This window comes from Cupriavidus sp. 2TAF22 (assembly GCF_052115045.1).
In the GTDB taxonomy this organism is placed as follows: domain Bacteria; phylum Pseudomonadota; class Gammaproteobacteria; order Burkholderiales; family Burkholderiaceae; genus Cupriavidus.
In genome coordinates this window covers 1-13,091 of record NZ_JBFRFX010000001.1, presented here as the reverse complement: position 1 = coordinate 13,091, position 13,091 = coordinate 1, and the positions used below count along the sequence as shown (strand labels likewise).

At 68.4% G+C, this 13,091-nt stretch carries 11 protein-coding genes; 7 read left to right on the top strand and 4 right to left on the bottom strand.

All coding sequences use genetic code 11. The features are described 5' to 3' along the window. Nucleotides 1-75 precede the first annotated feature (75 nt). Genes AB4Z48_RS00055 through AB4Z48_RS00045 form a run of 3 tightly spaced genes read left to right on the top strand, consistent with a single transcriptional unit; the run spans nucleotide 76 to nucleotide 2,507 of the window. Entirely contained in the window at nucleotides 76-1,923 is a 1,848-nt protein-coding gene (locus tag AB4Z48_RS00055) for an alpha/beta fold hydrolase (RefSeq protein WP_441611779.1), read from the top strand. A gap of 57 nt (nucleotides 1,924-1,980) precedes the next feature. Further along, nucleotides 1,981-2,172: a DUF2141 domain-containing protein gene (locus AB4Z48_RS00050; protein ID WP_441611778.1), complete on the top strand. Its 192-nt coding sequence runs from the start codon at nucleotides 1,981-1,983 to the stop codon at nucleotides 2,170-2,172. A 26-nt stretch (nucleotides 2,173-2,198) separates the two neighbouring features. Further along, the gene (locus AB4Z48_RS00045) at nucleotides 2,199-2,507 is read left to right on the top strand and encodes a hypothetical protein (protein WP_441611777.1); all 309 of its coding nucleotides are present in this window, start codon (nucleotides 2,199-2,201) and stop codon (nucleotides 2,505-2,507) included. A gap of 112 nt (nucleotides 2,508-2,619) precedes the next feature. Here the strand turns inward: AB4Z48_RS00045 and AB4Z48_RS00040 are convergent, their stop codons facing one another. From AB4Z48_RS00040 to AB4Z48_RS00025, 4 genes are all read right to left on the bottom strand, one after another. Then, nucleotides 2,620-4,869 carry a polysaccharide biosynthesis tyrosine autokinase gene (locus AB4Z48_RS00040; RefSeq protein ID WP_441611776.1) on the bottom strand — a complete coding sequence of 750 codons (2,250 nt, stop codon included), beginning with the start codon at nucleotides 4,867-4,869 and terminating at the stop codon, nucleotides 2,620-2,622. Beyond that, a complete protein-coding gene (locus tag AB4Z48_RS00035) occupies nucleotides 4,866-5,330 on the bottom strand; it encodes an arsenate reductase/protein-tyrosine-phosphatase family protein (protein WP_441611775.1) in 465 nt (154 codons plus the stop codon). The genes AB4Z48_RS00040 and AB4Z48_RS00035 overlap by 4 nt, the downstream gene beginning before the upstream one ends. Nucleotides 5,331-5,341: 11 nt before the next feature. Further along, the gene (locus AB4Z48_RS00030; protein WP_441612253.1) at nucleotides 5,342-6,436 is read right to left on the bottom strand and encodes a polysaccharide biosynthesis/export family protein; all 1,095 of its coding nucleotides are present in this window, start codon (nucleotides 6,434-6,436) and stop codon (nucleotides 5,342-5,344) included. A 465-nt stretch (nucleotides 6,437-6,901) separates the two neighbouring features. Further along, nucleotides 6,902-7,798: a response regulator transcription factor gene (locus AB4Z48_RS00025; RefSeq protein ID WP_441611774.1), complete on the bottom strand. Its 897-nt coding sequence runs from the start codon at nucleotides 7,796-7,798 to the stop codon at nucleotides 6,902-6,904. A gap of 886 nt (nucleotides 7,799-8,684) precedes the next feature. Here AB4Z48_RS00025 and AB4Z48_RS00020 point away from each other — a divergent pair. From AB4Z48_RS00020 to AB4Z48_RS00005, 4 genes are all read left to right on the top strand, one after another. Next, complete coding sequence (locus tag AB4Z48_RS00020; RefSeq protein ID WP_441611773.1) at nucleotides 8,685-9,533, top strand: class I SAM-dependent methyltransferase; 849 nt, start codon at nucleotides 8,685-8,687, stop codon at nucleotides 9,531-9,533. A 39-nt stretch (nucleotides 9,534-9,572) separates the two neighbouring features. After that, the gene (locus tag AB4Z48_RS00015) at nucleotides 9,573-10,787 is read left to right on the top strand and encodes a glycosyltransferase (RefSeq protein ID WP_441611772.1); all 1,215 of its coding nucleotides are present in this window, start codon (nucleotides 9,573-9,575) and stop codon (nucleotides 10,785-10,787) included. 11 nt (nucleotides 10,788-10,798) lie between these two features. Continuing rightward, nucleotides 10,799-12,109 (top strand): hypothetical protein, encoded by a 1,311-nt coding sequence (locus AB4Z48_RS00010; RefSeq protein ID WP_441611771.1) that lies wholly within the window; start codon nucleotides 10,799-10,801, stop codon nucleotides 12,107-12,109. After that, a partial coding sequence (locus AB4Z48_RS00005; protein WP_441611770.1) for a glycosyltransferase family 2 protein occupies nucleotides 12,106-13,091 on the top strand: 986 nt, incomplete at its 3' end. The genes AB4Z48_RS00010 and AB4Z48_RS00005, both read left to right, overlap by 4 nt.

Here is a 13,091-nt window from a genome sequence, read left to right as displayed (position 1 = left end):
GCAGAACAAAAGCGTACCCGTTTCTGCGTGCGCGAATGCCGGGGGTCCGAGCCCCGTTTTCCCTTGGGAGAAGCGATGAAACCGGTCTTGTTCGAGGGGTGCGCCGGGTGGCTCCATGAAGCACCGGGCACCACGGGCGTGGTGCTATGCAATCCGCACGGCCACGAAGCCATGTGGTCCCACCGCGCCTACCGGCACCTTGCCGGCGACCTCGCGGCGGCCGGGCTGCCGGTGCTGCGCTTCGACTATCCCGGCACCGGGGACTCCGCCGGCAGCGATGCCGATGTCGACCATATCGCCTGTTGCGTGCATGGCATCCTGGCCGCGGTGCGGACCCTGCGCGAGCAGGGCGGCGTGACGCGCGTGGTGTTGTGCGGCCTGCGCCTTGGCGCCGCGCTGGCCGTGCTGGCCGCCGAGGCGCTGGCCGCGCGCGATGCCGGGGTGGTGGCCGGGCTGGTCCTGCTGGCGCCGGTCGCGAGCGGGCGCGCCTACCTGCGAGAACTGCGTGCGCTGCATACCGGCTGGGTCAACAACGTCATCCCCGATATCCAGCTGATCCCGCCCACCGACGGCTCGCTGGACGTGCTCGCCTACCGCTTCCAGCCCGACACCGTGGCCGCGCTCGAGGGCCTGCGCATGGCGCGTCGCAAGGGTTGCCCGGCGCCCCGCGTGCTCTTGCTCGATGCATGGCCAGGCACCGCATCGCCGGTCGCAGAAATGGGTACGCTTTACCGCAACGCCGGAGCCGAGGTCACGCTGGACGGCTTTGCCGAGTACCCGGGCATGATGCAGGCGCCGGAATACGCCAAGGTGCCGGAAGCCGCCTGGCAGGCGGTACTGGCCTGGATGCGCCCGGCGCTGGCCGCCGGCGGCAGAGGCGCCGCGCGCGGCGCGCCGGCGGCCCACGACGACCGCCCGGCGCTGGAATGCGAAGTGGACGGCGTGCGCGAGCAGCGCGTGTGGCTGGACCGCGGCCGCCAGTTCGGCATCCTGTGCGAACCCGCGCGGCGCACCGCCGGCGGGGTCGCGATCCTGTTCCCCAACACCGGCGGCAACCACCATGTCGGCGACGGGCGGCTGTTCGTCTCCTTGTCGCGCGAGCTGGCGCGCCACGGCGTCACCGCGCTGCGCCTGGACCTCTCCGCGCTCGGCGACAGCCCCGCGCCGGCACGCCAGATGAGCATTCCCGCCGTATACGACCCGAGCGCCTGCGAAGACGCCAGCGCCGCCGTGGACTGGCTGCGTGCCCGGGGCATGCGGCGGATCGTGGTCGCGGGCGTGTGCTCGGGTGCCTTCATCAGCTTGCACGTGGCCCTGCGCAACCCGGCCGTAGCGGGCGTGGTGCTGGCCAACCTGGCCAAGTTCCGCTGGGACGAGACCGATACCGCCGCGGTCAACGAGCGCGTGCAATCGATGCGCGGCTACGTCGCCGCGGCGCGCCGCGCCGAGACCTGGCTGCGGCTGATGCGCGGCCAGATGAAGGTCGTGCCGATCCTCAACGGGTTCGTGCGCCGCAGCGCGCGCCGCCTGAGCCAGCGCGCGGTGTCCGCCGTGGCACGCTGGCGCGGCGGCGAGGACACCACCACCGTGACGGGCTTCGCGCGTGCCGCCATGCGCGAGCTCGACCGGCGCGGCGTCCAGACGGATTTCCTCTACGGCATGAGCGATATCGGGCTGGAGGAAGCGCGGGACCGCTTCGGCGGCAATCTGGAGGCGCTGCAGGGACTCGATCATATCCGCGTGCGGACGCTGTCGAAGTTCGATCACTCGCTGTTCCTGGCGGAAAGCCGCGCGGCGCTGCAGGCGCACCTGGTGTGGTACATGGAAGCGCAGGTCGCGCGCGCCGCGCTTGCCGAAGCCGCCAGCGAGGCCGAGGCGTCGAATGCGCTGGACGACGTCGTGCCGGGTACGGTGCAAGCCTGAGGCGGCGCCGCGCGCTGGTGCCATTGAACGTGATGGCAGGCGGCCAGCGCCTGCCAGGTGGCCGCCTGCGCAGTTGCCCATCGTGCCGGTATTGCCGTGATCTTCAAGCATGTGCCGGCCGGCGACTATGCGATCATCGCGTACCAGGACAAGAACGCCAACGCCAATGGACGGCTCGACAGGAATGCCATCGGCTTTCCAGCCGGGCCGCCGGGATTTGGCGGGACATCCGTATGGTTTTTACGTTGACGAAAAAAAGCAGCAGGAAATTGTTTATGACGACAGAAATCAAAGGCCAATGGGACTGTATCTCCCAGACGCCGGGCGGCGAGCAGCGCTCGGTGCTTACCATCGTCGGCACCGGGGCCGGCGGCTTCGGCGGGACCAATGCGGGCGAGAAGGCTACGGCCGAGGTCATCGACGGCGAGCTCAATGGCGACCGCGTGACCTTCAAGATGAAGCTCACGGCGCCGATGCCATTGACGCTCAAGGTGGAAGCCCAGCTTTCGGGCGACACGATGGAAGGCACGATCACCGCCGGCGTGTTCGGGCGGTTCCCGATGAAGGCGACCCGCAGGGCCTGAACGCGAACGATGCGCGCCGCATTGGCGGCGAGCCGCCGGCGCGCCCGCAATGCGGCCCGGGTGACCGAAGAAGACCACTCTGGCTGCACCCTGGCAAAGGCCGCCGCCCGGCCTATCTGCCCTCCACCGTTTCCACATCCTGGTACCGATAGCTCAGGTACCGGTACTTGCCGAAGCTGTAGTGCGCCCGGTACCAGCGGCCTTGCACGTTCAGCCCGTTGAACAGCACACCCTTTACTTCGCCGCCGGCCTGCCGGATCGCCCTGCCGGCCGCTTCGAGCTCGTCCACCGTGGTGGAGTCGGCGCGGGCGACCATGAACACGGCGTCGGCCTTGGTGGCGAGGATGCCGGTATCGGAGGCGGACAGCACCGGGGGCGTATCGATCAGCACGACGTCGTAGTTCGACTTCAGCGCATCGAGCAACGTGTCCATCATCGGGCTGAGCAGGAGGTCGGCGGCGTGCGTCGGGAGCGTGCCGGTGGGAATGAAATCCAGGCCGGGGACCACCTGCCTGCGCACCGCGCCTTCCACCGGCGCGCCGCGCAGGAGCTCGGTCAGGCCGGGGCCGCGCTCGGTGTCGAAGCGGTGGTTGAGGTTGCCGCGGCGCAGGTCCGCGTCGATCAGCACCACGCGCTTGCCGCCCGCGGCCAGCACCGTGGCGAAGTTGGCGCAGATGAAGGACTTGCCCACGCCGGGCGAGGGCCCGGTCACCAGCACCACCGGATGATGGACGCCCAGCAGCGAGAACTGCAAGGCGGTGCGGAAGCTGCGCAGGCTCTCCATCGCGGGGTCTTCCGGCATGCGGCAGGCCAGCAGCGCGTTGGGCCCGCCTTTGGCCATCAGGCGCGATTGTTCCGGGCTGAACGGGATGGTGGAGTACACCGTGAAGCCGGTCTGGCTCTCGATGTCGTCGGCTTCCGAGACGCCGCCGTCGAGAAGGTGGCGCAGGAACACGATCATCAACGCGCCCACGGTGCCCAGCAGGGCGGCGAAGATCACCAGCAGATTGCGGTTGGGCCGCACCGGCAGCAGCGGCACCTCGGCGGGGTCGACCAGGCGCGCGGTGCCGACCTTGCTGGCCTTGGTGAGCCGCAATTGCTGCGCATCGTTGAGCAGCGACTGGTACATCTCCGTGCTTACCTTCACGTCGCGCATCAGCCGCACCACGTTCTGCTCCACTTCCGGCAGCTTCTGGATGCGCGCGGTCACGCCGTTGAGCGCGGCGGTCAGGCTGGCGATCTGTTCGTCGACGATGCCGATGCTGGGATGGTTGCCGGTGAAACGCGTCACCAGCTCCTGGCGCTTCTGGCGCAACTCCTGCACGCGGGTCTGGATCTGCACCGACTGCGACAGGATCAGCTTTGATTCCTCGTTCAGGTCGATGGTGCCGCGCTGGTTGCGCAGCGCGTTGTAGCGCGTCTCGGCGGTCTCCACCTGTTGCTTGACCTGCGGCAACTGCTGCTGGAGGAAGGCCAGCGACTTCTCGGCTTCCTCTGCCCTGCGGCGCACGTTCTGGTCGACGTACTCGGCGCCGATCTCGTTGAGCGTGGCGGCGATCAGATCCGGGTCCGGGCCTTCGAGGGTGACGCCGATCACGCCGCTGGACTTGCCGCGCTCGACGATCTGCAGGGTCTCCTGCAACTTGGCGATCGCATTGGCGCGCGGCACGCGCATCACCGTGAAGGTCGCGCCGGGCTTGCCGTCGAGTTCGGAGACCATGATCCCGACGTTGCCGCGCGAAGTGGGCGCCAGCAGCGCCTGGCCGACGGTGCCGGTGGCCACGGTGTCCTCGCCTTCGATCTTGAGGCTATAGCGGTTGTTGTCCAGCACCGTGACCAGCATGTGGGTGCCTTCGATGCGCGCGGGCATGTCGAGCCGCGTGACCGCGATGTGTTCGCCGCCCCACACGAAGCCACCCCAGCCGAACAGGCCGGGATCGGACAGGCCCGGGTTGTAGCGCGCGAGCGGCTGGCCGATCAGCGGGAAGTAGCGCGGCCTGGCGTCGATGGCCAGGCGCAGGTTGTCGACGGCCTTGCCCACCACCATGCGCGAGTGCAGCAGCTCGATCTCCGAGGCCGCCGCGGGCTTGACGTCGAATACCGGCGCCACGCTGCCGGCGAGCTTGCTGGTGTTGCTGCTGCCGCCCGTATCCTCTACCTGCACCACGATATCGGTGCGGTAGACGGACCTGGTGAAGAAGGCATAGGTCGCGCCCAGCAGGAAGATCACGCCGGCGACCAGGAGAAACGTCCAGCGGTACCGCATCAGGATGTCGAGATAGCCGGTCAGGTCGATCCCTTTTTCCCGGGCCGCGCCCCGCTGGGGGCCGCTCAGGGCTTCGTGCGGGTTGAACGTGTTCATGCTACCTCCCCGTGATATGCATCCCGTGCAATGGCGCGAATCCGCACCACCCATGTATCGACGCCTTGCTTGATGAGCCCGAACACGATCCTGAACATGTTCTGCGAACAGCCATAGGGATCGGGTACGTCGGCGTGCACGAATTCGCAAAGCCGGTAGACCTTGCCGCGCGCATGGGGGTACAGGCGCTCCAGCGCCTCTCTTTGTTCTGTGTCCATCACCAGTACGAGGTCGGCGCCGCTGACCATGCTTGCGTCGAGCACGCGAGCGCGGTGTCCGGGGAGATCCAGCCCGTCCTCCGCAAGCAGGCGCACGATGTGCGGATCGGCGGCGGCGCCTTCGAGCGGCGCCAGGCCTGCCGACGTGATGGTGCAGCCGGGCAGCGAATTGCCGAGCAGGCATTGCGCCATCGGACTGCGGCAGGTATTGCCGATGCACACCACCAGGATCGAGCGGATCATGACGCGTGCGCCTATTTCACCATCGTCGCCGTACCAAGGACCGGGCCGGTCGATGGTATGAGCAGGTTCATCACACGGCTCCAGCGCACCAGCTCGCGCGCATCCACGTACACCACGTCCTTGGCCTCGAGCTGGAAGCCCTCGGCGATGGCCAGCGCTACCGGCGAGGTACCGTCGAGGTGGAAGACCTTCGGCTCGCCGTCCTCCGCCTTGCGGATCACGAAGATCTGTTCCGCGTTGGCCGAACCCGGATTGACGCCGCCGGCGTCGCCCAGCGCTTCGTTGAGCGTCATGCGGCCGTTGCGCATCAGCAGCGTGATGGGACGCACGACTTCGCCCGTGACGAAGATCTTGCTGTCTTCGCGTTGCTCCACGCGCACGATGTCGCCGTTCCTGAGCATGATGCGCGACGGATCGACGCCGCGGGCCAGCAACGCCGGGATGTTGACGCGCCAGCTGCGCTCGCCGCGCGTGATGCGGATGCGGCTGTTGTCGCCGGTCGTGTTGAGTACGCCGCCGGCGCGGTTGAGCGCCTCGATCAGCGTCATCGGGGCATCGTCGATGGGCTGCATGCCGGGCGTGCGCACTTCACCGTCGACGTAGATGCGCTGGCTGCGGAACGCCAGCACGCGCACCGTCATCTGGGGATCGCGCACCACGCGCGCGAGCACCCGCGCGATCTGGTCGCGCACTTCGTTGGAAGTCTTGCCGGCCACCCTCATCACGCCGGCGTAGGGGAACTGGATGTCGCCCTGTGCGCTGACCACGTAGCCGGGCACGTTGGCGCCTCCGCCGACCGCGGGTATCTCATAGGCGGCGCCGATGCTGTAGGTCTGGTTGGGGAAGACCAGTTCCGGGTGATCCCACACCACCACGGAGACGATGTCGCCGGCGCCGATGCGGTAGGGCTCGGGCTTGCCGTACAGTTCGTCGAGCTTGTCCAGTTCGCGCTGGGCCACGTTCTTCTGGCTGCGCACCAGGTCCAGCGTGATGGGGGTGATGTTCGGCATGGCGTCGGGCCCGATCGCGCTGACCGGCGCCTTGGCGTCGAAGTGCATGCCGGGAGAACTCGAGCACGCGCCCAGCAGCAGCGCCGCGCACAGCATGGCGAGGCACGCCAGTGGGCTGGAGCCGCGCCGTTCTGCAAGCTGGCCAGTCGAGTGTTGCATCCCAAGGTCGATGGTCTCGTTCACGGCAGGCTCCCGCTCTAACGGTGACAGGTCCATCGCAACGACTGCGACAATCCCCCGTGTTGTCATCCTAGGATGCGCATGACCTCCCATCGGTGCGCTGTCCCACATTGAGCCGGCACCGGGGAAATCGTTGGAAACGGCGCCAGGCAAGGCGTAGCGGGCTGCGCGGGGCGGCCGCGGCGGTCGTCTGGCGGCGACACATTGGCGGCTCGCGACGACAGATTGGCGACCGTGAAATGCACTGCGGGAAAGGTCGCCGGGGACTCCCGGCGGCATTTCCCGCCCAACTCTTCGCCGCACAGGCCTGTTCTGTGCAAGCTAGCCTGCACGCCCCGGCTCCGGCCGGGGGCCGCCGCCAGGTGTGCAGGATGCAGCGTGTCAGCGCATCGCCGCGGAAGCTCCGGTGCTGTATTCGGCGGATGCGCGCACCGAGTTGCGCGGCGCCGCGTCGTCACCGCTGACCCACTCCAGCAAGGCGCCGCGCTGGAGCGCCGCATAGACCGCTTCGCCCTTGTTGCGCACCTTGAGCCGCTGGTACAGCGTACACGCATGGCTCTTTACCGTGGCGACCGAGATATTGAGCATGCGGCTGACGGTCTTGATCGGATGACCGCGCGCGAGCAGCACCAGCACCTCGTACTGGCGCGGCGTGATCTGCAGCATCTCGGCTTCGTCGTAGGCGGTTTCGCCATGGCTGTTCTGGCTGCCACCGTCGCCGGCCGCGGCGCCCTGCCGCGCCACGGCGCCCAGCGAGTCGCGCGAGGAAGGCGTGCCCTGGATGCGGGTGCCCGAGGGGCCGCAGGCGGCGCCATCCGTCAGCGGCGCCAGCACCGGCACGCGCCCGCCCAGCGGGTAGCCGCCGGCGGACATCCCCGGCGCGCCGCCAGCCTGGCGGCCGTTCTGGCCGCGCCCGTATTGTCCGCCCACCATCGCCAGCCGGATGCCGGCCTCGAGCACGGCGAGCGAGGCCGACTTGGGCAGGCAGCCGCATATACCCTGCGCCATGGCCAGCGCCGGGATCTGCAGCGGCAGGACATCGGCGAGCAGCAGAAGGCGCTCCGCCGAGAGCACGGAACGCACCTTGTTGAGGAGCTGCCATCCCGCATCGAGATCGGCGGGCATGCCAAAGACGAGCAGGTCGCAGTGATTGCCGTCGAGCAGCGCAACGTCGCCCGGATCGACGGTGATGACATGGTCCACGCCGTGGATACGCTCGAGCATCTGAAGCAGCCCGAGACGCAGCAATGGATGACCCTCTATGAGAAGCGCGTTCATGTTCTTATTCCCCCCGTATGATTGAGGCAGGAACAGGTTGAACGCAGCGCGGAATAATGACCTGCACGACCCAAGCTGCTGACTTGCGCCGCCTTAATTTATCCCCGTACTACCGCCATGAAAGTTCCGCTCATCTTATTGTCGGAAACTAGAAGCATGGCGGAAGGCTGACCCCCTGAACCCACCCCAAAATGCCATTCGTCTTAAAACGAATTAAGGTCATCTTATGGTCTGATCTGCACGAAATCAAGTTGCTTTGTCGGCGCCCGGGATGGGATGGTGCGGTTTGCTTTCATCATCCGGAAAGCCTTGGTGGAGGCCGAATGGCGGGGTACCCGAACGGGTTAGGGATAATCAAAAAGATTAAGTTTCAGGAGTGAAACAGTCATCGCCGGATTATGTTTCACCGCTGCAACAGAAAATACCGGGAGCCCGCATTCCTATGGTGCGGGAAGGTGTCGCCCGAGGCCTTCGGCACAAAATTGAAACTTCCTGCAGGGTGAAGTACGGCGCATTTACGGGCTACCTCTGCACCCATGCGCTGGCCGTCGCACGACAAACGGATGAGGACCATCTCAGCCATCAGGATGAGGGGAGAGACAGCGCTGCCTGAACCCCTGCCGCGCCGGTGCTAATCCCCTTGCAAAATGCTTGCGTGCGGCGTCGCCGGCACCTTCTGCGCGGGTCGTCGCCGCGCCGCGCCGGGCGGCCGGAGCGGTACCGGCAAGACGGCGACAAGGTGGCGGCAAGCGTGTGTGCCAACGAACAGAACCCGGTCCCTCGCCTCGGCATTCTCGATGCACGCAGGCTGGTCACCTGCCCCCGGAGCATGCCTGCGGCAGCGCGGCGCTCTGGTCCACGGCGGCTCTTCTCGAGCGAGGTTCCCATGGCGTCAGGCACGGCACAAGATCGCATCAATCAGCACGCATGGCGTAGTTGGGGCGCGCGGCGGTGGTTTGGCACCGCCAGCGACTGGACCGATCCCGGCGAGGCGGCTGCCATCGCCTGGCTCGCCGAGGAAGTCCGCGGACAGCCGATCCTCGACGTGGGGGTTGGCGGCGGGCGTACCGTGCCGATGCTGCGCGCGCTGAGCGACGACTACACCGCGGTCGACTACATGCCGGAGATGGTCGAGATCTGCCAGCGCAACCATCCTGGCGTGCGTGTCGCGCAGATGGATGCGCGCGACATGTCGCGCTTCGCCGACAACAGCTTCGCGCTGGTGATGTTCAGCTTCAACGGTATCGACGCGGTGGACTATCCGGGCCGCGAGGCCATCCTGCGCGAGTTCGCGCGCGTGCTGCGCCCCGGCGGCCTGGTGCTCTTCTCCAGCCACAACATGCGCGGGCCGAGCTATCGCGAGAATCTCTCGATGTTCCTGCGCCTGCCGCATCTGTCGGGCAACCCGATCGCGGTGGGCATCGATACCGCTCGCGTGCTGTGCAACCTGCCGCTGGCCACGTTCAACTACCTGCGCTATTCGCGCCTGAACCGCGAGTTCGACGGCTACGCCATCCGCGTATGCGCCGCGCACAAGTTCGGCATCGTGATCGTCTACACGGAGCTCGAGGCGCAGCGCCGCGCGCTGGCGCAACTTGGCCTGGACACGGAAGTCGTGTACGGCAACGTGGACAAGGAGCCCCTTCGCGAAGGCCAGGCGCTCGACGAGGTCTACTGGTTCCACTTCATTGCGCGCAAGGCAGCGGCACCCGCCACCCCGCCATTGCGGCAATGAGCCGGCAATGATCGGCAATGAGTCGGCAGTGAGTCAGCGATGAGGATCCTGCACGTCATCTCCTCGATCGATCCCGGTGGCGGGGGGCCCATCGAGGGCGTGCGCCAGCTGCGCGCGCCCCTGAGCGAATGCGGCGTGCAGGTGCAGGTGTGCTGCGGTGACGCGCCGGATGCGGCCTGCGTGCGCGACAGCGAACTCGACGTGATCGCGCTGGGGCCGTCCTCGCTCAAGTACGGCTTCAGTCGCCGCATGCTGCAATGGCTGCGCGCGCACGCCGAAGGCTATGACGCGGTGATCGTCGAAGGACTGTGGCAGTTCCACGCGCTGGCCGTGTGCCTGGCCCTGCGCGGCAAGCAGGTGCCGTACTTCGTCTTCACGCACGGCATGCTCGACCCGTGGTTCCGCGAACACTATCCGCTCAAGCATCTCAAGAAAAGCGTTTACTGGTTGCTGGGCGACTACTGGGTGCTGCGCGGCGCGCGCGGCGTGTTGTTTACCTGCAGCGAGGAACGCCTGCGCGCGCACGGCGCCTTCTGGCCGTATCGCTGCCGCGAAGTGGTGGCCACCTACGGTACGGCACAGCCGCCGCAGCAGGCCGCGCCACTGCGCGAAGCGTTCTTCTGCACCTTCCCCGCCACGCGCGGCAAGCGCATCGTGCTCTTTCTCGGACGTATCCACGAGAAGAAGGGCTGCGACCTGCTGGTCGACGCGTTCGCCGGCGTGGCTGCGCAGGATGCGGCGCTGCACCTGGTGCTGGCGGGCCCGTACGATGCGGCGATGCGCACGGCGCTGGAGCAGCGCCTTGCCGGGTACGGCCTGTCCGCGCGCACATGCTGGACCGGCATGCTCAAGGGCGATCTCAAGTGGGGAGCCTTCCACGCGGCCGAGCTGTTCTGCCTGCCCTCGCACCAGGAGAACTTCGGCGTGGCGGTGGCCGAGGCGCTTGGTTGCGGCGTGCCCGTGCTGATCTCCGACAAGGTCAATATCTGGCGCGAGATCGTCGAGGACGGGGCGGGGCTGGTCGGCCCGGACACTGCACAGGGCACGGCCGCGTGCCTGCAGCGGTGGCTGCGCATGGCGCCCGCCGCGCAGGCGCGCATGCGCGCGGCCGCAGGGCAATGCTTCAGCCGGCGCTTCCGCGCCGAGCAGGCGGCGGCTCGGCTGCTCGAGATCATCGGGGCGGAAACGGGCGCGGGCGGCGCCATCGGGGCCGCACCGCCTGCGCAGCGCGCGCAACACGCGCCGGCGGCCTAGGGGGCCACGCCGTGAAGTTGCTCAACTTCCTCGTCTATGCCGTGCTGTCGCAGGGGGTTGGCGCCATCACCGGCCTGCTGCTGGCGCGTTGGCTCGACGTTGGCGACTACGCCATCTATACGGTCGTCGGCATCATCATGGGTGCCATCGCCGTGGTCACCAAGGGCGGCATCCAGCTCGGGCTGAACGCGCTGCTCGGCAAGACCTGGCCGGACCGCCAGCGCGCGGCGGAACTCGCCCGCGCGGCAATGGGGCAGCGCTGGAAACTCTCCGCGTGGCTACTGCCGGTGGTGCTGGCGATCGCCGCCTGGCTGTTGCATCGCAATCATGCTGGCATGGTGCTGACCGCGCTGCTGCTGGCCCTGTTGCTGGCTACCTGGTATTTCGACATGCAGTCGCGCGTGGTGGACCAGGTGTTGCTGTTCGCCAACCGCGCGCCGGCGCTCCAGGCGCTCGATACCGCCTTGTCCGTCGCCCGGCTGGTGCTGTCGTCGGCGCTCTACGCGCTGGGCATGCTCGGCGTGCTCGGCGCGACGCTTGTCAACGTACTGTGCGCCGGGCTGCGGGTGCCGGTGGTCAGGCGCTGGATCGCACGCGAGATTCCCGGCGCGGGCGCGACGCTCCCTGGTGCCGGTCTATCGCATGCCGAACATGGCGCCCGCGCCGCCGCCGACCGCCAGTTCATCGGCAGCGTGATGCGCCGCCAGTTGCCGCTCGAGGCGTTCTACTGCATCCAGGGCCAGATGGTGTTCGCCATCGTGGCGTTCCACGGCGCGGTCGGGCAGACCGCGGCGCTGGGTGCGCTGTCGCGTATCGGCCAGTTGCTGATGCCGGTGGGCGCGGTGGTGGCGGCATACGTGATTCCGCGCTTTGCGCAGGCACGCGAAGGCGTGCTGCGGCGCTTTGCGGCATGGGTGGCGCTGGCCTGCCTGCCGGCGGCCGCGCTGGTCCTGCTCGCGATCTTGTGGCCCGGCCTGCTGCTGTGGCTGGTCGGGCCGAACTACGCCGCGCTGCACGCCGAACTGGTGGTCGCGTGCCTGGGCTCCGGGTTTGCCAGCGTGGTGGGCATCGCCTGGCAGTTGCTGGCCAACCGCGGACTGAATCACTTTGCCTTTGTGCAGGTGCCGGTGGTCGCGGCGTGGTGCGCGCTGGCCCCGCGGCTGCTTGACCTCACCACGCTGGACGGCGTGCTGTGGTTCCAGCTCGGACTGTCGTCGGGGCTGGCCGCGGCCATCGTCTGCGAGATTGCCGGCGCCGTGCGCGCCGGGCGCCTGCTGCCTGCCGACGAGCAGCTTGCCGCCAACGGAGGAAGCGCACCATGAGCGATGCGCCCAGCGTCACGCTGATGATCCCGACCTTCCGCCGCCTGGACATGCTGCAGCGCTGCCTGCAGGCAGCGAGCGCGCTGGCGCCCGCGCCCGCGCAATGGATCGTGGTCTGCCGCGGCGCCGATGACGCGGAGACGGCCGACTGGCTGGCACGGACCGCGCCGCAACGCTATCCCGGCCTGCAGGCAGTCACGGTGGTCGAGCCCGGCGTGATCGCTGCGATGAACGCCGGCCTGCCGCACGTCACTGGCGAACTGCTGGCGATCCTGGACGACGACGCCCTGCCGCGCGCGGACTGGCTGGCGCGCGTGCTGCCGCATTTTTCCGATCCGGAGGTGGGCGGCGTTGGCGGGCGCGATGTCGTGCATGGCGCCGATGGCAGGCCGCTGCCCTTGCCCGACGTGCCGCTTGCCGCCTACCGCGACGGCTGGGGCCGCATCATCGGCGAAACGCACAGGGTCTGCGGCGCGCCGCGCGCGGCGGAGACCCTGAAGGGCTGCAACTGGATCCTGCGCCGCGCGGCGATGGGCACGGCCCGCTTCGACGAGCGCCTGCACGGACAGGGCGCGCAGCCCGGCAACGAGACATGGATGTGCCAGATGCTGCGGCACGCGGGCTGGCGGCTGGTGCTCGATCCCGCCGCCATCGTCGATCACTACCCGGCGGTGCGCTACAACTACGAGCGCGAGAGCTTCGCGCGCAAGCGCTGCTTCGAAGAGACCTGCAACATGACGGCCATCACGATGGCGTACGCACCGCCGGCGATGCGCGCGCGCCTGGTGCTGCACCAGTTGCTGATCGGCTCGCGCGGCTGTCCCGGCGCGTTCTTCCTCGCGCACAGCCTGCTGCGGCGCCCGCGTTGCCTGCCCGGGCAGCTGCTGGGCGGCTGGAGCGGGTTCTTCGCCGGACGCCGGCTGGCGCGCGCGCTGCGTGCGCAGCCGCCGGGACAGCCGGGCCGGCCGCCCGGCGCCGGCCC